The following is a 22,089-nucleotide window of genomic DNA, read 5'->3' as shown; positions in this document are numbered from 1 at the left end:
GAGCTGCAGTTACTCCTCGCCACCTGGGCCGGCGCATGCCCTACCTGCCACCGCGACATACCCACACCCACACGAACCTGACCAAGCCCTACTAGATCTGACTGCACAAGTGATGCCTGCTCGGCACGGGTGATCTGTCCGACGCTCTGCACGCCTGTCCCGGACGCTTGGTGCAGGATGGGGCATGAGCGTAGTCAAGATCAACGTACTGAACGTCCCGGCTGAGCAGCGCGAGACGTTGGAGAAGCGGTTCGCCTCCCGCGCGCACGCGGTCGAGAACTCCGACGGGTTCGAGTGGTTCGAACTCCTCCGCCCGGTCGAAGGCACTGACACCTACCTCGTCTACACGCGCTGGCGCGACGAGGAGTCCTTCCAGGCATGGCTTGAGGGCCCCATGAAGGCGGCGCACCGTGGCGGCGGGAAGGGCGGCGAGCAGCCCAAGCCTGCCGCCTCCGGCTCAACACTCTGGTCGTTCGAGGTCGTTCAGCAGGCCGCTCCCAAGACCGCGTAGGACAGCAAGCGGGCGGCAGCCCGCCGCACGTGCCCCGCGTCCGATCCGGCTGCGGGGTCCGTGCGCGTTCTGGCACACGTATCCGACCGGCCTGCCAAGTGAGAGCTTCGAGTCGACGCTTCGGGCTCGACTACGCCCCGCTGATAAGAGCGAGATGGGCGGCGGCCGACTGGGAAAGGCTGTCCAGCAGGGCTTTGCCCTTGGCAGCCGTTCCCAGAGAGGGCTGACCGATGATGCCGTTCCGGGCGTAGCCGGCCATGCCCAGAGTCAGCAGGTGCGGCCGGTCGGTCGCCAGGTGATCATCGTCGGCGACTCCGCTGCGGACCAACTCCGGTGCACCGTGGAGCAGGATGGATACCTCCAGTTCGCCGCCGTGCATGTCCTCAAGGCCGCTGCTCTCCAGGGCCGCGTGCTCACGTGCCCGGTGCCAGTCCTCGCGGACCGGGAAGAGCGCGAGATTGCGGCCGGTGACATTGGCTTCCTGCACCACGTTGGCGAGCACGTAGTTCCCGCCGTGAGCGTTGACGATGAGCAGACCCGGTACACCGGAGGCCTGGAGCGAGCGCCAGATGTCGTTCACGATCGCGTACAGCGTTGCGGCACTGATGCTGACGGTGCCGGGCATGGACGCGTGTTCATGGGAACAGGCGATGGTGATGGGCGGCAGCAGGAACAGGTCGTAATCGTCGGCGATCCGGCTGGCAATCAGGCTCGCGACAACGGCGTCGGTCGTCAGCGGCAGGTGGTCACCATGCTGCTCGAAGCTGCCGATTGGCAGGACCGCCACCTTAGGGCCACGCTTGCGTTCATCGCCGGAGGTCGCGCTTGTGATCGTTGCATCCATGGAGTCAGCTTCACTCATCGAACTGCCTGAAGGCCATAGGACGCGGCGCTTCGGACGAGCCTGAACCTGGCCCGGAAAGCCGCCACCGACGGGACAGCGGACCACTGGGCCAAGGCACACTCGGCTGCCGCCAACTCACCCATGGCGCGGGCTGATTCAGTGTCGAGAGCGATCGACAGTGCGCGGCCGGCGGCTTCCGCCCCCTGCTCCGGCTTGCCAGCGGTGGCGTAGGCGCGGGCCAGGCGCGAGAGGTAGACCCCGTGGTCGTTGCGGTACACCTGGGGCAGTATCCGCAGCTCGTTTTCGAACGCCTCGGCTGCACGGCTCGGTTCGCCCAGCTCGATCAGGCAGTTGGCGCGCTGCATCTCCACGTAGACCGGTGTGCAGTACGACGTGTCGAGTGCGGCGTCATCAGATGGTGCGTCACCCCCGACTGCTGCGAGCTCGTGCGCCTCATCGAACTTCATCAGCGCGAACCGTGGGTTTCCGAGGAGTGCGTGTCCCTGAGCCTCCTGCTGGAGCGCCAACGCCCGAATGCTCGTGGTGGCCCCCGGCGCGCGCTGGGCCGCCCGCGCCAGTGAAACGGCCCGCTGTGCGTCTCGGCGGGCCGTGGCCTGGTTGCTCTTACGGAACAGGACGTACGCGGCCATCACGTCGTCGCCTGTCTCCTGCGACCACTCCATCGCCCGGTCCGACCAGTGGGTAGCCTGCGAGAAGTCGCCCAAGTCCTGGTAGAGCCACCCCAGGAACTCGGCGATCCGGGCACCGAGTGAGAGAAGATCGTCTCTGGTCGCTCCATCGGTCTGGCCCTGGAGTCGATTGATCACCTGGAGGTGGCGTTCCACAGAGTCGAGTGCATGGCGGGCACCGAGTAAGTTCACCGTCCGGTAGTGGTTGGGCATGAGCGCTCGGATGTGGTCGGTGAAGAACTCCGGGTCAAGGAACGGGTCCGATCCGGCCTCAGCCTCCTCGGACCTCGTTCCGGCGCGCGCTGTGGCGCCATCGGCGGTGGGCCCCTCCCATGCTCGTGCTGCCAGGCCGAGCATGTGCCCGGGGATGAACAGGCCGTCGGCGATCCGCTCGACAAGATCGATCTTCTCGATCTTGCGCTTACCGGCAATGACCTCACCAACGCGACTGGGCGTCAGGTCGCATGATCGCGCGATCACCGAGGGATAGATTCCGGCCTGCTTCAGCAGCCGAAACACAACTCCGAACTCCCTGACTCGGCACGCCGCGATCATCTCGGGATCAGCCAACAGTGCGCGCGGTAGAGCGCGGCGGCGTCCGGTCTCATCCATCGGTGATCACTCCCAGGGCGATCCGATCTCCGGACCATTTCCGGCCAGTTGACTACCAGGGAGTTTACCCACGTTGGGTAATCGCGCGGGGTATATCCCGTGACTGCTGGTTCGTGATCCTGGAGCCAGGCGCCGGAACCGCCGGGGCTGAAGGGTCGAACCAGACATGGGGTGATGCGGCCATGGCCATCGCCGAATCCGAAGTGGACGAGAGATCGACCGTGTTGGACGGGGTCAGCGAGTTCTGGCTACTGCGCAGCGACAGTTCGGCAACGCAGGCGCGGGCGCGGCTGCTGGGATTGCTGCGTAGGACCGAGAGCGGTGAGCGGTTCGTTGAGGCGGGCACGCTGATCGTGACCGAACTGGTGTCGAACGCGGTCAAGCACGGGTCGCGACGCGGGGAGCGGGTGTTCGTTCGACTCGATGTGAGCCCGGCGCGGCTGCGAATCGACGTCCACGACGCCAGCAGGGTGCGTCCGGTCGTGCGGGACGTTGACGCGCTGGAGGAGCACGGGCGGGGGCTGCGCGTGGTCGTGGCGCTGGCCGATGAGTGGGGTTTCGGCTCCCGCCCGTACGGCTTCGGCAAGATCGTCTGGGCGGTCGTGATTCCGGAACGGGGTGGCTGCTGATGGCGCCGCGTTGGGCTGGTCGGGCGAGCGGGACGGAACAGAGGCGCTGCTTCTACTGCGGCGCGGGCATCGCGCGGGCGGCGGCGGTGCGATTCATCCGCGTCGGTGGGCGTCGGCTGGCAGTGCATCAGCACCACCCGAAGCGTTCCGGAGAGGTGGCGTGGTGAGCGGCGAGACGCGAGTTGCGGCGGTCTACGGGCCGGTGACGGTGGAGCTGACTGGCATCACGGAGCCCGCGACGTTCGCGCGGGTGCCGGATGCGCTGGCCGCCGCCTGGGAGTCCGTGAAGGTGCTGCCGCTGAGCAGATTCGAGCGCATCTGGCTGGAGTGCATGCTGATGAGTCCCGACACGGAGCTTCTGACGGTCGAGGGCTTCAAGCGCGATGGGGCGTGGGCACTGTTGTTCAGGTTTGCCGGGTCCCTGCATCAGGTGCGGCTCCGCCCAGCGGCTCACGACACCTCAGGGTGACCGGCGCGGCGTCGTGCGGGGAAGTGCAGTCGCCGTTCGGCGGCCCGGCCACCCTGCCCGCCTCGGGATGAGCTGGGCGCGGTCAGCCCCTACCTTCCCAGGCTGGCCGTGCCCTGGGTCCGGGCGTCTTGTGGTGAGCGCGTCCGGGCCCACCCCTGCCGTGCGCGGGGACAAGTGAAGAGCTGACCGGACCACCCCGCATCCTTGGAGGGCCGTGGGGTGGTCCGGTGGGTGTTAACCCGGGCCGATGGTACCGGGCGCTCGGCATGTCCTCGAACGAGTCGCGCCCGGCCACTTGCTGACCAAGGGAGTTGGTGGGCTGTTGGACTCGGATGGCGACTTCGTCGGGGACCTGGAAGACCTGGCCCCGGACCGATGGCTGTGGCTGCCTGGGGCGGACTATGAGGCGGGCTGGCGGGAGGCGCGCGCCGAAGCAGAGGAGCTGAACGAGATGCTCGCCGAACTGGGCATTGAGCGTGCGCAGTTGAGGGCGATCGCTGACACCGACGCGCAGGGCATGGGCTGGGTGCGGCTGGTCGGGGTGCCGTCCGGGTGGCGGCGGCTGGAACTGCTGCTGACGCTGGCGCGGCAGGATCTGGGCGCGGCGGCGGGCGGCCTGGAGGAGATGGCTTGTCATATGCACGTGTTGGCGCGGGCACTACTCTTTCTCATGTTGAAGGAGGTGCGATGCCCGTCGAGCCCACCCCGCGCCGAAGGCGCCTTGGCACCGAGATCCGGCGCGCCCGCGAAGCGCTGGGTTGGAGCCAGGAGGAAGCCGCTCAGCGGCTCGGCTACAGGGCGCTGTCGACTGTCAGCAAGATCGAGAACGGCTCACAGGGCGTTAAGGTCCAGCAGCTGGCGCACTTCTTCGAGGTCCTCGCTCAAGACCATCGCCAAGGAACTCACATCATGAACAAGAACGACCTCGACCCCGCCTGGCTCACCAACCAGCTCTCCAGAGCCCAGTGGCAGACCGCCAGCAGCGGCGGCAGCACTTGCGTCCAGGTCGCTTTCCTTGATAATGACATCATCGCCATCCGCGACTCCAAGAACCCAGACAAAGCTCCGCATATCTTCGATGACGCCGAGTACGACGCATTCGTCGCGGGCATCATGCGTGGCGAACTGCGCAGATCCTGAAGCTCCCGCCCAGCCGCTGCGCAGCTCGCCCGTACTGGCCAGGCGGACCGCGCTCGCCCTACGCCGAACCCGAAAGCCCCGGTGAACTGCTGACCCCAGTCATGGTCGCCGGGGCCAAGTCGTTCTGGCCGCCACCTGCTTCAACGCTCTGCGTGTCACGGCCCCAGAGCTGCCATCCCACGAGTGCATGCACGTCATCCCAGCGGAGCACGACGAGACCGAGCCTCGCAGGGATCAGTCTTGGGTGGTCGCCGACAAACGCTGCGCCGCTGGCAATCGCTCCCAGCGCCATGGACCGGCCAGTGAGTTGAGTGAGGCGCCGTTGCCGCTGGAGGTCACACGGCCACGCCGGGGGTCGGGGAAGCTCCTGTTTGGCGCAGGTGCGACCGGGGCAACCGTCGGCGCCACCGTGGCTGACACTACGGCGGCCTGAATCAGGCCAGAGGACTCTGCGGTGCCACGATCCAGGCCGCTATTCGACTGAGTATCGCAGGAGTTCTGACTTTCCGTTAGCGATATGGACCCATTTACTGCGGTTTGCGGCAGCGCTGCGTAGGCGCGACACCACAATGAGGTAGGAAAACGGCTCGTTCTCTCGTAGTGTTGCCAGTGTGACGTACGCGCACGGAGGAAGTGAGTCCTGCGTGCGACCGGTCTGACCATAGCCTTCACGGGGGCTGCTGGGACGACAGGTGACGGGTAGCGGCATCAGCCAGTTTGGAACTCGGAACGCGGCCAACCGTCCGTAGACGTTCTCGAGATTCTTCGGCAGCACGCGCACCTTTGGGCCATTGACGACACCTCGGGGGATTGACCGTGCATCACAGGGCTCGCTCTTCTACCTCATCTGCCGGCCTGCGCGCGCTCTCGGCAGCATCCGCAGTTCTCGCGATGGGTGCCCTGCTGACCGCGTGCGAATCGACCGTCAAGAAGCCGGTCGCGCTTCCCTCCGTCTTAACCTCGACTTCCGCGTCCCCCACGCCATCACCATCTCCTGCATCTACAACCGACCCCACCGGCGACGCCGTCAAGCAGGTCCTGGCCGCCTACCAAGGCATGTGGACCGAGGAACTCAAGGAATACGCCCAGGGCACCTCAGACGGTGTCGACGTCGAGCGGTACGCCCAGGACAAGGCGCTCGCCAACGTAAACACTACGGAGTTCTACTACCGCCAGCACGGCATGGTCACCAAGGGCTCACCAACGTTCTCACCGCAGGTCAGCGGTGTCGATCTGGGCAGTGCTCCCCCGCGGGCGATCATCAGGGACTGCATCGACGGCACGCAGTTCTACGCCGTCTACCAGTCGAATGGCCAGCGGGTTCAGCAGGTTGCGGACTCTGGCCGGCATCCACTCAACGCATCTGCCGCCGTCTTCGAAGGCCGCTGGGTCATCATGGACACCAATATCGACAGGACTCAGACATGCTGAGACCGGTCCGCTGGTGGGCAGCCTCGTTGACATTGGCGACGGCGGCGCTCGGAGCCGGTGTGGCCCATGCAGACGGCGGTGTCGATTGCCCGCCCAACGTCACGATCTGCTACGTGGGAGCTGGTGGCGGAGGTGCTACCGGCGGTGGAAGCCCGGGCGGCGGCGGCAACACTGGTGGAGGCGGTGGAGGCAGCAACGCGCCCTGCATGCACGGGGACCAGCAGGTCCCGTGCTCGGACCCGAGGTGGGGCTGGTACAACCCCGCCGACGGCTGCTACTGGGCACTGATCACCCCTCAGCCCGCTGACACCGACCCCGTCTGGGTCTATGCCACCGGTGCGCCTGCCACGCACAAGCCGGGGGATGGACAGCTCTACAACGTGTCCTGCCCCTGGCCGGGAATGGAACTGATGGGCGGCACAACGTTCAGTGCCACTCCCCCGCCCGGCTTTGGCGGCGCGGTGGACCCGGCCGCGCTCGCCTCGCAGATGACCACGCAGATGGGTCTGCTCGGTGCGGATATCGGCACCGCCCCGCGCAAGGGCGGCACGTCGCTGGTCGGCCTGCCGGTATGGCTGTGGAACAACGTCTCCGACTCCACCTGGGGCCCCAAGACGGCCAGCGCGAACGCGCCGGGCATCACGGTGACCGCGACCGCGCACGTGGACCGGATCATCTGGTCGACCGGTGACGGGGCGTCAGTGACCTGCACCGGCCCCGGCGTGAAGTACGCCCCGGCTTTCGGCACGCAGCAGCCCGACTGCGGCCACACCTACACCCAGCCCGGCACCTACACGATCACCGCGACGAGCAAGTGGATCGTGTCGTGGACGGCGACAACCGGCCAGTCCGGGCAGATCCCGGTGGACCGCGTCTCGACCGCCACCGTGCAGATCGCCGAGGCCCAAGCCGTCAACACCCAGTGACGCGGCGCACCTCGACGCCGTGTCCGCCCCGCCAGCCCTCTCGCACCTGCTGTTGAAGGAAGAACGTCGATGGCACTGATCACCCAGAAGCGGCGCGCTGCCCGAGCCGACGATCCCGGTCGCCAGCAGAGCACGGCGCTGCCCATCACCGACAGCGCCCCCAGGCGCAGCCGGCGGCCCGCGTTGGTCGCGATCGGGGTGGCGCTGGCCGCAGTCGGCGGGCTCAGCTCGGCGTATTTCGTGACTGCGGCCGGGCACCGCACTGATGTGATCGCGGTGGCGCATGACATCCCGGCCGGGCAGGTGATCACGTCGGATGACCTGGTGCGTGCGTCGATGATCGCGGATCCGGCGCTGCACCCAGTGCCGGTGTCCCGTGCGCACGATGTCCTGGGCAAGACGGCGGCGATGGACCTGCCGGCCGGCAGCATGGTGACGGACCGTTCGGTTAGCGCCGGGCAGCCGCTGACGGCAGGCAAGGACACGGTGGGCGTGCTGGCCAGGCCCGGCCAGCTGCCAGCGGAAACGCTGCAGCCGGGGCAGGCGGTGATGGTGGTCCAGACGCCCGGCCAGCAGGACGCGTCCGGCGCGACGGCGAGCCAGCCGTCGACGATCAGCGCGATGATCGTGCAGGTCGCGGCCCCGGACGCGAACGGGGCGCGGGTGGTCGACCTCGCGGTGTCCCCGGTGGACAGTCCCGCGCTGGCGTCCTGGGCGGCGACGGGCCGGGTAGCGATCGTGCTGAAGGCGGCGCAGCGCTGATGGCCGTCGTTGCTCTCGTGTCGGCGAAGGGTGTCGGGGTGACGGCTTCGGCCCTCGCGCTGGCCCTGTCGGCTCCCACGCGCACGCTGCTGGCCGAGTGTGACCCGTCCGGCGGCATGATCCGCAACGGCTACCTGCAGGGCGCCGCCACTGCGGCGATCGGCCTGCACCGCCTTGCGGCGGCCCACCGCTCGGGCACGCTCGCCGAGGTCTTCGAGCAGCACCTGGTGCCGCTCGACCAGGCCGGCGGGCGCCTGCTGCTGCCTGGCATCACCGATCCCGCCCAGGCCGCGTCGCTGGCCGGCACCTGGGAAGCCCTGCACACGCTGCTGCGGGTGATGGAGCAGGACGGCTTCGACATCGTCATCGACGCCGGGCGCGTGGTGGTGGAATCCGCGACCCGCCTGAACGAGCTGCACTCCCCCGCCGCTCTGGTGCGCCGCGCTGATGTGTTGCTGCTGGTGGTGCGGGGCAGCGCTCCGTCGGTGGCCTCGGCCGCGCCGGTCGTCAAGACGCTGCGCGAGGACCTGGACGGCCACGGCACTGGCTCCGGCGCGCTGGGCCTGCTGGTGATCGAGGACGGCCCCTACCGGCCCGCCGAGATTGGCGCCCACCTCGGCGTGCCGGTCATCGCCGCGCTTCCGCACGACCCCGCGACCGCCCAGATCCTGACCGACGGTGGCAGGTTGCGCGGCAAGCTCTCGCTGGCGCCGCTGATGCGGGCCGGGCGCAGCGCGCACGAGCAGATCACACTCGCGGCAACGCGGCGCCGGCTCCAGCTGGCGCCCCGTGCCTCCTGGTCTCCGGCGGGGGTATCCCATGTCTGACGTCATGTCACCGCCACCGGCCGGGGCAGGCGCGTCGCGCGCCGAGCGGTTCAAGGACGCGCTCCTGCAGGGACAGTCCGGCCCTGGCTGGGCCGTCGCACCACTGGCAGCCCCGGCGGCGCCTGCGGTGGCGCCGCTCGTGCCCGGCCCGGTCCGCCCCTGGTCAGTACAGGCGGAACCGAACGCGAACGTGGGCGGTCTGGCGGTGCCGTACGCCCACGTGATCGAGCTGCGGCAGCGGGTGGCCGAGCAGCTGGCGCAGGCCTCGGCGGACACCCCGGGCATGAGTCTGGCGGACCGCCGACAGCTGGGCCAGAGCCTGGTGAACCGGGTGGTCGCCGAGTGGGCGACCGCCTACGCCGCCACCGCCGCTCCGCTGAGCGCTGCGGACGAGCGGGCGGTGCGCAGCGCGGTGTTCGCCGAGCTGTTCCAGGCCGGGCGGCTGCAGCCCTACCTGGACGACAGCGAGACGGAGAACATCATCATCTCCGGCCACGACTCGGTGACGGTCGACTACCGCGACCGGCCGGCCCGGAGGGTGGGGCGGATCGCGGAGTCGGATGGTGAGCTGATCGAGCTCATCAACCAGCTCGTGCGCACCCAGGGCCAGGGGGAACGCTCGCTCACCCCGGCCAGCCCGCTGCTCAACACCAGGTTGGCGGACGGGTCGCGGCTGGCGGCGACCGCGTATGTGACGCCGGTGCCAGAGATCGTGATCCGTCGTCACCGCACCCGCTCTCAGGGACTTGCGGACCTGCAGGCGTGGGGGACGATCGACGCCACCCTGGCGGCGTTCCTGCGGGCGGCGGTGTTGGCCGGCAAGAACATCGTCGTCGCCGGCTCGCAGGGCGTCGGGAAGACCTCGCTCATGCGTGCGCTGGGCCGCGAGATCCCCTCCTCGGAGCGGGTGGTGACGCTGGAGGGCGAGTACGAGCTGTGGCTGCACACCGACCCCGACGGGCCCACGGTGGTGGCGATGGAGGCACGCGAGGGCAACGGCGAACGCGGACCGGACGGCCGCCCCTCTGGTGAGATCACCCTGGACGAGCTGTTCGTCCAGTCGCTGCGCATGAGCGCGCGCCGGGTGATCGTAGGCGAGGTTCGCGGCAAGGAGGTCCTGCCGATGCTCCACGCCATGGGCGAGGGCGAGGGCGGGTCGATGTGCACGCTGCACGCCAAGACCGCCGAGATGGCCGTCGAGCGTCTGGTCCTGCTCGCCATGCAGGCCGAGGGCACCCAGATGACCGACTCCCTGGCGTATCGGCTGGTCGCGAACGCGGTCGACCTCATCGTCTACCTGAGCCTGGTCGACGAGACCGCGATCGGCGGCAGCCGGCACCGGTTCGTCTCCCAGGTGGTGGAGATCACCGGCGTCGGTGAGGGCGGACGGCCCTCGCGCCAGCACATCTTCGGCCCCCGCGAGGAGGCAGGGCGGCGCGAGGTGCGCGCGGTTCCGCTCATGGCCCCGCAGTGTCTGCCGGACCTGGAGCGGGTCGGTTTCGACCGGCGCCTGCTCCAGCAGCCCTGGGGCGCGTGGGAGCGCCCGCTGCGGGCGGTGAGCCGGCTGTGACCCTCACCCCCGAGGCCTTGGTCGCCGCCGTCGCCGGCGCCTTGGCCGTGATCGGCGCCCTGATCGCTGTTGTCGGCCTGGTCGGCACCACCGCCGCGCCCGTCGCCCGACCCAAGGGCCCCATCGAGCGCTGGCTGCGCGCCGCCGACGGCCAGGAGGGCGCCGGGCCGCTGAGCATGTGGGCGGATCGGCGTCTGCTGGTGTCCGGTGCCGGCGGCGCGGGCCTGCTGGTGTGGCTAGTCACCTCCTGGCCGCTGGGCGGCCTGCTGACGGCGGCCGCCATCGTGGGCATGCCGTGGATCCTGCAGCCGGGGCGCGGCAGCAAACAGCAGATCCTGCGCCTGGAGGCGCTGGAGGAGTGGGTGCGGCGCCTAGCTGACATCCACACCGCCGGGATCAGCCTGGAGCAGGCGGTGGCGTCCAGCGTGCGCAGCGCGCCCAAGACGATCGCACCGTATGTGGCGCGCCTGACGTCGCGTCTGGCGTCCGGCTGGCAGGCGAGGCTGGCCTACCAGGCGTTCGCCGACGAGCTGAACGACGCCAGCGTGGACAGCGTCGCCGCTCTGATGATCATGCATGCGGCCGATCGCGGAGCCGGGCTGAGCGCGGCACTGCGGGAGCTGGCCGGGCAACTGGCCGAGGAGGTGCTGATGCGCCGCAAGGTCGAGGCGGACCGGGAGAAACCCCGCACCAACTTCCGCTGGGTCAGCCTGTTCTGCATGGGCGCGTTCGCCCTGTCGATGCTCTCCGGCGCGTACGTCCAGCCCTACAACTCGATCACCGGGCAGTTGGTCCTGCTGATCCTGGCCGCCGCGTTCGTGGCCGTCCTGGTGTGGATGCGCCGCATGGCGCTCACCAAGCCCGCCCCCCGTTTCCTGCCGCCCGCCGACCGCGACCTTGGGGAGCCTTCGTGATCGTCTCCGCACCCGCCCTGTTGTCTGGTGCCGCGTTGGGCCTGGGCGCGACCGTCGCGGCCGCCGGGCTGATGCGCCCGCGCGCCGACCTGGGCGACCTGCTGCGCCGATCCGACGCCGGGCGGTTGGAGAACTTGGAACCGCGCGCCGTCGCGGTCCAGACCTCGGCCTGGGACCGCGCGGGCGCCCGGGTGCTGGCCCTGGTCGGCGAGAGCGCGTTGCGCCTGCCCAGTCAGGAACTGGACCTGCTCGGGAGAACTCCCGCCCAGCACGTCGGCAAACGGCTGTCCTTCGCGCTGGTCGGGCTGCTCATGCCCTCCGTCACCATCGCCATGGTCGCGCTGGCCGGCATCTCCGTGCCGTTCACCCCGCCGGCGCTGGCCGCGATCGGTCTGGCCGTCCTGTTCTCCCTCATCCCCAACATCCAGGCACGCGAGGACGCCGCGACCGCCCGCCGCGAATTCCGCTACGCCATCGCCAGCTACCTGGAGATGGTCTGCCTGGAGCGCGCCGCCGACGCCGGACCCTCCGAAGCACTGCGCCGGCCCACCGAGTTGGGCGAGGGCTGGGTGTTCGCCCGGCTGCGCGACGCGCTCACCCGCGCCGAGCTGGCCGGCATCCCGCCGTGGGAGGGCCTCAAGCAGCTCTCCGAGGAACTCGGGGTGCCGGAGCTTGGGGCGCCGGCCGACATCATGGCGCTCGCCGGCGAGGAGGGCGCGGCCGTCTACTCCACGCTGCGGGCCCAGGCTCGCAGCCTGCGCGGCGTCCTGATGACCGACGCCCAGGCCGAAGCCAACGCCGTCTCCGAAAAGATGATCGTCCCGGTGACAGCCCTGGTGATCATCATGTCCATCTACATGGCCTACCCGGCCATCACGAAGATCATGGCCGCCTGACCGGCCATCACCATCCCCAAAGATCCCCACGGAAGGCTCGCACCACCATGATCTCCAACGATCCGACCCTGCAGTACCTGATCACCCTGCTGCGCGCCCGCTTCGCCGAACTGCGTGAGGAGAAGGAGCGCGGCGCCCTGTCCATCGAGATGGCCATCCTCGTCGCTGTCCTGGTCGCCGGCGGCATCGGCCTCTCCATCTTCCTGGCCGCCAAGTTGACCGAGAAGGAGAACGCCATCAAGTAGGCCCGGATGGCCCGCACCGACGCGGGCCGCCTGGGTCGGGCCCACCCGCCGCCGCGCTCGACCCCCTTGCCAGGGCCCGCGCCGCGCCGCCGGGCCCGGCAGGACGACACACCGCCCAAGACCGCACCACCGACTCGCTTCCGGGAGGACGCGTTGCCCCGACCGCTGCGCCCTCTCTCCTGGGCGCGTACCCGCTTCGCCCGCGCCGGCCGCGACCGCGGCGCCCTGTCACTTGAACTCGCCATCGTCTTTCCCTTCATCATCGCGGCGATCTTCACGGCCATCATGGCGGGCCTGTGGTACCACGCCCGCAACGTCGCCCTGTCCGCGGCCCAGCGCGGTGTGGAGACCGCACGTGTCCAGGGCGGCACCCTCGACCAGGGGCTGAGCGTCGCTGGCGACTTCCTCGACCGGGCGGGAAGCAGCATCAGCGGACGCGCCGTCACCGGATCCGACGGGGCAATTGTGAGTATCGAGGTCACCGGCCGGGTCGACACCTTCATCCCGGGGCTGAGCCTGTCGATCGACCAGCACGCCAGCGCCGCCCGCGAGCGTGTGACGGCGGTGCCGTGATGCGGCCCCTGATGCGGCGTCACCGGGACCGGGGAAGCCTGAGCCTGGAGGCGGCGATCCTGGCGCCCGTACTGCTGCTGGCCATTCTGCTCATTGTCGCGGCTGGCCGCAGCCACCTGGCGGGCAATGTGGTCGATGACGCCGCCCGTGAGGCCGCCCGCGCCGCCTCCCTGGAACGCGACGGCATCACTGCCCGCAACGAGGGCAGCCGGGTCGCGCAGCAGACCCTGCAGGACCAGGGACTGAAATGCGTCTCGCTGTCCGTCGACGTGCCCACCGGCGGCTTCGCCGCCGCGATCGGCACCCCGGCCAGCGTCAAAGTCACTGTCAGTTGCACCGTCGATCTGTCCGACCTGACCATCCCTGGCGTGCCCGGCAGCACCACCGTGACTGGTACCTTCACCAGCCCGATCGACCCTTACCGAGGCCGGGTGACGTCCCCATGACCGGTGTCATCGCCCGCCTGCGGGCCCGCCTGGCCGGTGGTGAACGCGACCGCGGGAGCATCTCGCTGTTCGTCGCCACCGCCTTCATCGCGATCCTGGCCGTCTTGGCCCTGGTCGCCGACGGCGCCGGCAAGCTCAGCGCCCTCAACCACGCCCAGGCCACCGCCCAGGAAGCCGCCCGCGCCGGGGCGGACACCGTCAACGCGGGAGCGGCGATCTCCGGCGACGGCATCACCATCGACCGAAACGCCGCCCAGCACGCCGCCACCGCCTACCTCGCCCAAGCCGGCGTCAACGGCAGCGTGTCCTTCGGCAGCGACGGCAGCATCATCGTCGACACCACCCAGACCTACACCCCGCAGTTCCTGCCCGTCGGCGGCGGAACCGTCACCGGCCACGCGAGCGCCAAGCTGATCCTCCAGGGAGGCTGACCCATGCCCCACCGCACCACCTCCCGCCTCGGCACCACCCTCCGCGGCCTGACCGCCCTGATGGCCCTGGCCGCCCTCACCGCCGGAGTACCGCTCGCGCTCGCGCGGGTCGGCATCCTGCCCGCACACGTCCCGTCCTGGCACGACATCACCACCGCGCTCACCTCGCCCGACAGCGGCGTGCTGTTCCTCGGCACCATCACCGTGATCGGCTGGGCGGCCTGGCTGTCCTTTACCCTGTCCGTGGTGGTCGAGGTCGGCGCGCTACTGCGCCACCGCCAGGCCCCGCGCATCCGCGTCCTGGGCCCCGCCCAACGGATGGCCGCCACCCTGGTGGCCGGCGTCGTCCTGCTCCTGCCGACCACCGGCGCGTTCGCCGACGCCCCCACCGCCAGCGCCGCCACAGCCACCGCACCCGCCGCCATCCAGGCAGGCGCCGCCGCGACCGCTGTCCCAACCTCGGCGGCCGCCGGCCAGCAAGCCTGGACCGGCCCGGTCCACCAGGTCGTACGCGGCGACACTCTATGGGACCTCGCACAGCACTACCTCGGATCCGGCACCCGCTGGCACGACATCGCCCAGCTCAACATCGGCATCCGCCAGACCGACGGCACCGTGCTGACCGCGGACGTCCTGGACCTACAGCCCGGCTGGACCCTGCACCTGCCCGCCGACGGCCAACCGGCAACCCCCGCCACCACGCCCGGCACGGTCCCGACAGCCGCGATGGCCACACCCAGCCCGGCCGCAACGACCGCTTCCCCCACGCACACCGTGCGGTCGTCCACCGAGACCCCGTGGGGCCTGGCGATCCGCTACCTCGGCGACGGGCAGCGCTGGGCGGACATCGCCGCCCTCAACCCGAACCTGCGCCTCGCCGCCGACACCGCCCTGCCCCAGGGCACCGTCATCACCCTGCCCGCCGACGCCAGCCCCGACAGCCCTACGGCCACGGCCGGCGCGAACGCACCGAAGGCAAGCAGCACCACAACCGCACAGCCTGCCGCCGACCGTACCGACGCCCCGACACAGGGCGCGGGACCAGGTGCAGGGACACGGCAGGTGACAGTGCACCAGGGCGACAGCCTCTCGTCCATCGCCGCCGCCGACTACGGCGACGGCGACAAGTGGCCGGTGATCTTCGACGCCAACCGCGGCGAAGCACTTCCCGACGGCGGACGCTTCACCAACCCCGACCTCGTCTACCCCGGCCAGCAGCTCTACCTCCCCGCCGCCCAGAACCCGACCGGCGGAGCGCCCAGCGCCCCCGCACCGGTGGCCCAGGCGCCGGCCGCCGCCCTGCCGACAACCGCTCCGGCGGGAGACGGCAGCCACGCGGACAACGGCCAGCAGCACGGCGGGCAGGAGACCGCTGCACCGAGCACAGCGCCGACACCAGCCCCGGCCGACACCCCGTCAGCCGCCCCCGCCACACCCAGCACCTCCCCCGCCACGCCGGACAACACCCCGATCCCGACACCCGCTGCCGCCGAGGCGGTCGTCCGCTCGCACGCCGCCCCCACCCATTCCCTCGCGCCGGCCGAGGTCTGGCTCGGCGCAGCGGCGATGGCCGCCGCCCTGCTCGGGGCGGTCGCCCTGCGCCGCCGCCTGCAGCAGCGCCGGGTGCGCCCCGGACGGCACATCCCGCTGCCCGCCGCCAACGTGGCCGCCACCGAGCAGTCCCTGCGCGCCACCCAGCGCCCAGGCGCCTTCGACCTGCTCGACCACTCGCTACGCACCCTGGCCCTGCACCTGACCCAGATCGGGCGCGAGCTCCCCGCCCTCGAGGCCGTCATCGTCACCGACACCCGGGTCGAACTCCACCTCGCCGACAGCGAGAACCCAACACCGGTGAGGCCGTTCACCGCCGGCGCCCGCCAGGGCGTGTGGGTCTGCGCCGCCAGCGCCGCGCTGGCCGGCGAGGACGAGCTGGCCGACACTGGCACCCCCTACCCTGCGTTGGTCTCGCTCGGCTGGACCGCCCAGGGCCACCTCGTCCTAGTCGACTTGGAGCACATCGGCCTCCTCCGCCTCGGCGGCGACCCCGTCTTCGCCCGGCACGTCCTGCAGGCCCTGGCCGTCGAGCTGGCCACCACCCCGTTGCCCGGCTTCCTGGAGATCACCACCCTTGACAGCACCGCGCCCGGCCTGGAAGCGGCCGTGCCCGAGCGCGTCGAGCGCACCTACCTGACCCGCACGGCGGACATCTTGACCGCCCACACCGCCGCACAGCGCCGCGCCCTGGCTGCCACCGGCACCGACAGCCTGCGGGCCGCACGGCTCGCGGACGAGGCCGGCGACTCCTGGACACCGCACATCGTCCTGGCCGCCCACCTGCCCGAGGGCCCCGACGCCGACCGGCTCACCCAGGCCGTGCTGCAGCAGCCGCACCCGGCAGCCGCGATCATCACCACCACGCCGGGTCCGGTACCCGACGGCGGCTGGACACTGGCCTGCGCCGGACCCGACCAGACGGTGGTCCTGCCCGGATCCGGCCTCACCGTGCACCTGCAGGGCCTGGCCGACGAGCACTACACCGACGCCCTCGACATCCTCATCCTCGCCGCCAGCAACGCCGACGCCCCCGCCCCCGCCTGGATCACCCAGGCCGCCCAGGCCGCCCAGGACGACCCCAACGACGTGCCGCTACCGGCCGCGCCCGCCCGGAACGAGGACGACGAAGACGAGGCTGCGGACGAACACGAAGACGGGGACGGGGACGGGCTGCCCGCCGAGTACGCCGAGCTGGAGCAGGAAGCGCTGGCCGATGGACCCAACGCACCCGGGGCGGCGCCCGCCGCCCCGAACCCGGTCGCACAGGAGCCGCTCGACGAGCAGCCGACCCACGGGGCTGGCGGTCCGCAACCCGCCACCGGCCCCTCCCTCGCGGACATCCTCGCCGAGACCGATACTTCCTCGAGCAACCCGCACCCCGTCGCCGTCGCCGTCGCACGGCCCGCGGTCCCGGCCCCGGCCCCGGCCCCGGCCACGCGGCTCCCCCAGCCCAGCGCCGCGCCTGACGGCCCGTCCGTCCTGGTGCTCGGCCCCATCGCCATCGAAGGCGCTGCCGGCCGCATCGACTCCAACCGGATCCGCCCCGCCACCGAGCTGATCACCTACCTCGCGCTCAACCCCGGCGTCGACCACCTGGCAGTCGACTCCGCGCTGCGGCCCGGACAAGTCGTCACCAAGGAAGTCCGCAACGCCCTCATCAGCAAGGCGCGCGCCTGGCTCGGAAAAGCCCAGGACGGCACCGCCCACCTCCCCCACATCCAGAACACCCCCGACAACCGCTACCGCCTGGCACCCACCGTCACCTGCGACTGGGACCACTTCCTGCGTTTCTCCCGCACCGGCCACGCCGACCCCGGCGAGGACGGCACCCTGGCCCTGCGCCGCGCACTCGCCCTCGTACGCGGCCGCCCCTTCGCCGCCACCGACCCCGGCCGCTACGCCTGGGCGGAGCCCGCCATCCAGGGCATGGTCTCCGAGATCACCCACACCGCCCATGAGCTATCCACCCGCTGCCTGGAGACCGGCGACATCACCGGCGCCCTGTGGGCAGCACGGCGCGGCCTGCTAGCCGCCGAGGAGAACGAGATCCTGCACCGCTGCCTCTTCCGCGCCCACCACGCCGCCGGCGACCTGGACGCGCTACAAGCCTCCGCCGCCGCCCTCACCCGCATCAACCACGAGCTGGGCGACTACGACTGCGAAGCCGAGACCGCCGCGCTGCTCCAGGAGCTGCTGCCCCGCCGGGTATCCGTTCGCTGACCGCGAGGCGGTAACAGCGACTGACGACGTGTGGGTCACCGTCCTTCCCCGCAGCGGCTGTCAGCTGGACGAGCAAAGGCGCGATGCCGGTGTCGCCGCTGGTGTATTGCGCGCCACGGATGAGGATGACGGGGCGTGCTGCGCCGGATTGGTCCGTGAGGACGGGGGCAGCGCCGGCGAGTTCGTGAACGCGGTTGATGTCGCCGGGGGTGGCGCTGGAGCAAGTGTGCGGCCGACTGGTCAGATCCTCCCACCGGGCCAGGACACCGCTGTGTCGACCAGGACTCCGTACTCCGCCCCGGGCACGTCCCAGCCATACAGCTCGCGGAACTGGCCGTAGAACCACGCCGGTCCCGCAGGGGAATCGGCCAGCACGGTGGCCGGGTCCTCCCACCGCTTGCGGACACGGTCCTGGACGTCCTGGTCCATCTCCCAGTCGTCCAGGCGGATGCGGCCCTGCCCGTCAAGGTTGAGCGGCCGAGTGCCGGCCAATTGCTTCCACAGGTCCTGCGCCTGGTCGGCCGTGGTGCGCCAGCCCTCCTGGCCCAGCACGGTACGCAGCAGCGAGGTGTAGAGGGCGATCGAGGAGATGGCGGTGGATGCCTGGGTGACGGCGGTTCCGGCGACACGGTGAAGGCGCGGCCGCGGCCGTCCAGCACGTCGGCGTTGAAACAACGTCGCGCTGCGCAAGGAACGCCTGGAGACGCCTGGTGATCCTGTCAAGCTGTGGGCGATCCTGTACGAGCCGGCGCTACGGTACGTGGTCGGCGACCCGGACCTGATGCGCGCCCAGTACGAGGAGATCACCCGGCTTCGATGTTCGACCACGTGACGGTGCAGGTCCTGCCGCAGTCCGTCCGCGGCTACCTGGCGCTCGGCGACTTCAGCGTTCTGGGCCTCGGCGACACGCTGCCGGCGACGGTCCAGGTCGACAACGCCGGGGCCGGGATGTCCATGACCGACAAACCGCGCGACGTCGGACGGTTCACGCGGATGTTTGAAGCGCTGTCCCGCTCGGCTCTTCCGGCCGAGTCGACACCGGATTTCCTGCAACAACTCACCCGAGGTACTCAGCACATGACCACCAGGCCCACCACCGACCTGGCCCAATGGCGCAAGTCGACCTATAGCGGCAGCGGCAGCGGCAACAACTGCGTCGAGGTCGCCGACCTCCGTGCCACCGAGCACCAGGCCGTCGCCGTGCGCGACTCCAAGAACCCCGACGGGGCGGCCCCGCGGCGTTCGGCGCCTTCGTGGCGTTCGCCCAGTACTGCACCATCTGACCCTCAATCGCAAGGGCTGCCTCCCCCGTCCGAAGCAGGGGGAGGCAGCCCTTCACTGTGCCGTGCCGGTGTTCCATTCCCGATGAGCGGCGAGATCACGCCACCCTCACAGGTCAGTGCAAGGTGAAGTCGATTCTTGGGAGTACTCGGCCCCGAGCCGCTTCTACTGTGGCTTCGGGCTGTGTCGCAGGCTGCGTTCCCTCGACCAAAGGAGTGCACCCACGGAACGGCGCGGTTCAGGCTGGCGCCCGCCGAGTGCGGCGCGGCGGTTCAGGACGTCAGATCGATGATCCGGACCGGCTGGCCCTTCCAGCGGATCGGGTCGACGGTGGCGACGACGGCGCCGTCCGGGCGCTCCGGGGTCGGTGCGGCGGCGTAGCGGGTGTGTGCTTCGGCCCAGGTGCTTTCGGCGGCCAGCGCCAAGGCGGCTGCGAGGTCGAGGTCGAGCACCGTCACGGCCGGCAGGGCTGCGAGGTGTTCGGCGGTGCCGGGGCGGGTGCGGTCGGCTTCCACGAGGGCGCAGGTGGGGGCGTAGAGGTACCAGCCAGCTTCGGCGTGGGCGCGGTAGATGAGGCGGGAGGCGAGGATGTTGCCGCGGCCGGCTGCGACCATCGCGGTGTCGTCGAGGACGACGTGCAGGGCGGTCACTGGCCGCCCGCCTGGGCCAGGCGCCGGTCGAGCTCGGCGTCCAACTGCTGGGCGCGAGCGGCGTCGGGGTCGTAGCCGTTCCAGGCGTGGAGCTTCTGGCGGGCCTGCTCGGCACGCTCGGCACGCTCGGCGGGGGTGAGCACGGTGTCGGCGAGGCGAGCCAGGTAGGCGCGCACGGACAGGTGCTCGGCTGCGGCGACCTCGGCGAGGCGGTCGCGCGTCTCTGCGGTGACGCGGATGTTGGCGTCGGGCATCAGGGTCCTCCTTCTCAGTCGCTTCCAGGATACGGGTACGTACCCGTATCCGTCTAGCGACGGGTACGTACCCGTACCCGTCATGATCAAGCCAGGGCAATACGTGCGCGCGCCCTTCCGGTCCATCCGTCAGATTGCGAAGTTCAGCAGGGAGCAGCGGTGAGCTTGTGATTTATCGTCTGACTTCGAACAAGCGGACCTGGTGATCACTCATCCGGGTGTTTCCAGGACGGCGGTACGGCCTTCGCGTGATCCTGAACTCGACTAAGAGGGGCAGGACTTGACGCGAAGGCCGTGATGGTGAGTCTGGTGGAACAGGGCGGGCAGTGCGAGCCGTTCGCGGAACTGTCACGCTTCCGGGAGGTCTTCTGCGACTGCCTGACCGAACGGCGCGACGCGCTGTTCGAGCTCGCCGACGCGGTGCTGTGCACCGACGGGCCAGTGAAGACCCTGGTGGATCTGGCGCTCGCGCCCGAACACGTCGCGGCCACGGCGCGCTGAACAAGGGCTGCCTCGACGTCGAGCAGTTCCGGACCGAGCTGGCCAGCCTGCCGCTACCGCGCGCCGCCGACGGCCGTCTGGTCCTGGCGGTGGACGTCACCCCGTGGCTGCGGCCGGATGCCGCCACCAGCAACGCCCGCTCGTTCTGCCACACCTACGGCCGCGGCGAGAACAAGCACCTGATGATCCCCGGCTGGCCCTGCTCGTGGGTCGTCGCCCTGGAATCGGGCCGGATCTCGTGGGTCGCACCGCTGGACGCCGTCCGGCTTCGGCCCGGCGACGACCTCGCCGCGGTGACCGCCTCGCAGCTGCGGGACTTGGTCGAGCGCCTGATCGCCGTGGGCCAGTGGCATCCGGGGACCCCGCGGTGTGGATCGTGGCCGACGCGGGCTACGACGTGATGCGCCTGTCATACCTCCTGCGCGACCTGCCCGTCGAAAACCTGGGACGCCTGCGCTCGGACCGGTGATGCGCCGTCCGGCACCGACCCGCGCGGAGTTCGCCGCGGCCAACCCCGCCGGGGGCCGGCCACCCAAGCACGGCAGCGAGTTCATCTTCAAGGACAGCCGGACCTGGGGCGCCCCGGACGCCGAGACGAAGGCGGAGACCACCCGCTACGGCACCGCCCACGCCCAGAGCTGGGACCGGCTCCACCCCGAACTCCAGCAGCGCGCCGCCTGGCGGGACCACCCCGGCAAATCATCCGCCTCCAGGTCGACCACCTGCCCAGCGGCGGCGACCCCAAGCCGCTGTGGCTGTGGTGGTCACGACCGACAGCCTGCCCGGCAGAGACCGATCTTGCCTGGCAGACCTTCTTTCGGCGATTCGACCTCGAGCACTTCTTCAGGATGATCAAGCAGACACTCGGCTGGGCCGCTCCGAGACTGCGCGCGGCCGAGGCGGTGGACCGCTGGACCTGGATCGTAGTCGCCGCCCACACCCAACTCCGCCTCGCCCGCCCCCCCTGGCCACCGACCTACGACGGCCGTGGGAGAAGCCGGCCGAACCGAACAGGCTCACCCCCGCCCGGGTCCGGCGCGGGTTCCGACACCTGCACGCCGGAACCTCAACACCAGCCGCAGTGCCAAAACCCTCCCGGCCCGGCCCCGGCCGCCCACCCGGCTCGAAGAACCGCCGCCCCGCGAACCACTACGACGTGGGCCTGATCCTGGCCACCGGCGAGCCCTACCGCAGGCCGGCCCACCACAAGGTCGGCACCAAGCCACGCCGCACCGGATAAATCACAAGGTGAGACGCTGTGTTCAAACCGTTCCTGCAGGTCATTGCCCTGACGTAGCAATGGCGCGTGACGTGGCGTTCGGATTGGCGTCACGGTAACGCTGATCCGAACGCCTGGTCACTTGGCGGCAGAGCCGTCGGCCTGATGTCAGTGGTGCATCCCGGGTCGTTCATTCGGTGTTCGTGCCGGGTGTCCTGCTTGCGGTGGGGTGTAGGTACCGGTCTGGCGACGGTTTGCTGCTGCTGTGCGCAGTCTGTTCAGGTTGTCCAGCGAGGCGTTGAGTGAGGGGTGGGCCGGGGCCGTCAGCTGGGGAAGGTTCCGGTTCTGGTGCTGCGTGGTGTTGTCGATCTGGGGTTGGGGGGCTGCGGGGAGGTCGGTGTGGGTCGGGGCGACGACTGGCGGAGGAGCCACCGGATGGATCTCGGGGGCGTGCTCCTGTGCGGGGCTGGGGTTGGTTGCGGGGGTGGGATTGGT

At 70.4% G+C, this 22,089-nt stretch carries 23 protein-coding genes and 1 pseudogene; 19 read left to right on the top strand and 5 right to left on the bottom strand.

Annotated features, from left to right (window positions below):
- Positions 1 to 184 precede the first annotated feature (184 nt).
- Positions 185 to 511, top strand: coding sequence for an antibiotic biosynthesis monooxygenase (locus P3T41_RS35165; protein ID WP_280694720.1), 327 nt, complete (start codon positions 185 to 187; stop codon positions 509 to 511).
- Between the two features lie 130 nt (positions 512 to 641).
- Here P3T41_RS35165 and P3T41_RS35160 read toward each other — a convergent pair whose 3' ends face one another.
- Positions 642 to 1,355: a creatininase family protein gene (locus P3T41_RS35160; RefSeq protein ID WP_280694719.1), complete on the bottom strand. Its 714-nt coding sequence runs from the start codon at positions 1,353 to 1,355 to the stop codon at positions 642 to 644.
- A gap of 14 nt (positions 1,356 to 1,369) precedes the next feature.
- The gene (locus tag P3T41_RS35155; RefSeq protein WP_280694718.1) at positions 1,370 to 2,656 is read right to left on the bottom strand and encodes a hypothetical protein; all 1,287 of its coding nucleotides are present in this window, start codon (positions 2,654 to 2,656) and stop codon (positions 1,370 to 1,372) included.
- Positions 2,657 to 2,838: 182 nt separating this feature from the next.
- On the opposite strand from P3T41_RS35155, the gene P3T41_RS35150 reads away from it, so the two are divergent.
- The 15 genes from P3T41_RS35150 to P3T41_RS35080 all read left to right on the top strand — a co-directional run bounded on the left by P3T41_RS35150 (position 2,839) and on the right by P3T41_RS35080 (position 17,689).
- Positions 2,839 to 3,285 (top strand): ATP-binding protein, encoded by a 447-nt coding sequence (locus P3T41_RS35150; protein ID WP_280694717.1) that lies wholly within the window; start codon positions 2,839 to 2,841, stop codon positions 3,283 to 3,285.
- Positions 3,286 to 3,448: 163 nt separating this feature from the next.
- Entirely contained in the window at positions 3,449 to 3,754 is a 306-nt protein-coding gene (locus P3T41_RS35145) for a hypothetical protein (protein WP_280694716.1), read from the top strand.
- 687 nt (positions 3,755 to 4,441) lie between these two features.
- Positions 4,442 to 4,894, top strand: coding sequence for a DUF397 domain-containing protein (locus P3T41_RS35140; protein WP_280694715.1), 453 nt, complete (start codon positions 4,442 to 4,444; stop codon positions 4,892 to 4,894).
- Between the two features lie 891 nt (positions 4,895 to 5,785).
- The gene (locus tag P3T41_RS35135) at positions 5,786 to 6,325 is read left to right on the top strand and encodes a hypothetical protein (protein ID WP_280694713.1); all 540 of its coding nucleotides are present in this window, start codon (positions 5,786 to 5,788) and stop codon (positions 6,323 to 6,325) included.
- Positions 6,326 to 6,531: 206 nt separating this feature from the next.
- Positions 6,532 to 7,251: an ATP/GTP-binding protein gene (locus P3T41_RS35130; RefSeq protein ID WP_280694712.1), complete on the top strand. Its 720-nt coding sequence runs from the start codon at positions 6,532 to 6,534 to the stop codon at positions 7,249 to 7,251.
- Positions 7,252 to 7,320: 69 nt separating this feature from the next.
- Entirely contained in the window at positions 7,321 to 8,013 is a 693-nt protein-coding gene (locus P3T41_RS35125; RefSeq protein WP_280694711.1) for an SAF domain-containing protein, read from the top strand.
- A gap of 38 nt (positions 8,014 to 8,051) precedes the next feature.
- The gene (locus P3T41_RS35120) at positions 8,052 to 8,840 is read left to right on the top strand and encodes a hypothetical protein (RefSeq protein ID WP_280694710.1); all 789 of its coding nucleotides are present in this window, start codon (positions 8,052 to 8,054) and stop codon (positions 8,838 to 8,840) included.
- The gene (locus tag P3T41_RS35115) at positions 8,833 to 10,410 is read left to right on the top strand and encodes a CpaF/VirB11 family protein (RefSeq protein ID WP_280694709.1); all 1,578 of its coding nucleotides are present in this window, start codon (positions 8,833 to 8,835) and stop codon (positions 10,408 to 10,410) included. The genes P3T41_RS35120 and P3T41_RS35115 overlap by 8 nt, the downstream gene beginning before the upstream one ends.
- On the top strand, positions 10,407 to 11,324 hold the full coding sequence (locus P3T41_RS35110) for a type II secretion system F family protein (RefSeq protein ID WP_280694708.1): 918 nt from the start codon (positions 10,407 to 10,409) through the stop codon (positions 11,322 to 11,324). Before P3T41_RS35115 ends, P3T41_RS35110 begins: the two co-directional genes overlap by 4 nt.
- The gene (locus P3T41_RS35105; protein WP_280694707.1) at positions 11,321 to 12,220 is read left to right on the top strand and encodes a type II secretion system F family protein; all 900 of its coding nucleotides are present in this window, start codon (positions 11,321 to 11,323) and stop codon (positions 12,218 to 12,220) included. The genes P3T41_RS35110 and P3T41_RS35105 overlap by 4 nt, the downstream gene beginning before the upstream one ends.
- 47 nt (positions 12,221 to 12,267) lie before the next feature.
- Positions 12,268 to 12,465, top strand: coding sequence for a hypothetical protein (locus P3T41_RS35100; RefSeq protein ID WP_280694706.1), 198 nt, complete (start codon positions 12,268 to 12,270; stop codon positions 12,463 to 12,465).
- 6 nt (positions 12,466 to 12,471) lie between these two features.
- A complete protein-coding gene (locus P3T41_RS35095) occupies positions 12,472 to 13,038 on the top strand; it encodes a pilus assembly protein (protein WP_280694705.1) in 567 nt (188 codons plus the stop codon).
- Positions 13,038 to 13,484: a TadE/TadG family type IV pilus assembly protein gene (locus P3T41_RS35090; protein ID WP_280694704.1), complete on the top strand. Its 447-nt coding sequence runs from the start codon at positions 13,038 to 13,040 to the stop codon at positions 13,482 to 13,484. Before P3T41_RS35095 ends, P3T41_RS35090 begins: the two co-directional genes overlap by 1 nt.
- Positions 13,481 to 13,915 carry a pilus assembly protein TadG-related protein gene (locus tag P3T41_RS35085; RefSeq protein WP_280694703.1) on the top strand — a complete coding sequence of 145 codons (435 nt, stop codon included), beginning with the start codon at positions 13,481 to 13,483 and terminating at the stop codon, positions 13,913 to 13,915. Before P3T41_RS35090 ends, P3T41_RS35085 begins: the two co-directional genes overlap by 4 nt.
- A gap of 3 nt (positions 13,916 to 13,918) precedes the next feature.
- Positions 13,919 to 17,689 (top strand): LysM peptidoglycan-binding domain-containing protein, encoded by a 3,771-nt coding sequence (locus tag P3T41_RS35080; protein WP_280694702.1) that lies wholly within the window; start codon positions 13,919 to 13,921, stop codon positions 17,687 to 17,689.
- 240 nt (positions 17,690 to 17,929) lie between these two features.
- On the opposite strand, the gene P3T41_RS35075 is transcribed toward P3T41_RS35080, so the two are convergent.
- Entirely contained in the window at positions 17,930 to 18,379 is a 450-nt protein-coding gene (locus tag P3T41_RS35075) for a hypothetical protein (protein WP_280694701.1), read from the bottom strand.
- On the opposite strand from P3T41_RS35075, the gene P3T41_RS37000 reads away from it, so the two are divergent.
- Together P3T41_RS37000 and P3T41_RS36995 are read left to right on the top strand one after the other, a co-directional pair.
- Positions 18,372 to 18,521, top strand: coding sequence for a Scr1 family TA system antitoxin-like transcriptional regulator (locus tag P3T41_RS37000; protein WP_348533723.1), 150 nt, complete (start codon positions 18,372 to 18,374; stop codon positions 18,519 to 18,521). The genes P3T41_RS35075 and P3T41_RS37000 overlap by 8 nt on opposite strands.
- Positions 18,506 to 19,099: a Scr1 family TA system antitoxin-like transcriptional regulator gene (locus P3T41_RS36995; RefSeq protein ID WP_348533722.1), complete on the top strand. Its 594-nt coding sequence runs from the start codon at positions 18,506 to 18,508 to the stop codon at positions 19,097 to 19,099. Before P3T41_RS37000 ends, P3T41_RS36995 begins: the two co-directional genes overlap by 16 nt.
- A gap of 143 nt (positions 19,100 to 19,242) precedes the next feature.
- Here the strand turns inward: P3T41_RS36995 and P3T41_RS35055 are convergent, their stop codons facing one another.
- Positions 19,243 to 19,611 carry a hypothetical protein gene (locus P3T41_RS35055; RefSeq protein WP_280694722.1) on the bottom strand — a complete coding sequence of 123 codons (369 nt, stop codon included), beginning with the start codon at positions 19,609 to 19,611 and terminating at the stop codon, positions 19,243 to 19,245.
- A 5-nt stretch (positions 19,612 to 19,616) separates the two neighbouring features.
- Positions 19,617 to 19,874 carry a hypothetical protein gene (locus P3T41_RS35050; protein WP_280694700.1) on the bottom strand — a complete coding sequence of 86 codons (258 nt, stop codon included), beginning with the start codon at positions 19,872 to 19,874 and terminating at the stop codon, positions 19,617 to 19,619.
- 297 nt (positions 19,875 to 20,171) lie between these two features.
- Between P3T41_RS35050 and P3T41_RS35045 the strand changes: the two are divergent.
- Positions 20,172 to 21,615, top strand: a pseudogene (locus tag P3T41_RS35045) (NF041680 family putative transposase).
- Positions 21,616 to 22,089 lie beyond the last annotated feature (474 nt).

This window comes from Kitasatospora sp. GAS204B (assembly GCF_029892155.1).
Lineage (GTDB): Bacteria > Actinomycetota > Actinomycetes > Streptomycetales > Streptomycetaceae > Kitasatospora.
The sequence above is the reverse complement of the archived record's forward strand: the minus strand, read 5'-3'. Positions and strand labels throughout refer to the sequence as shown.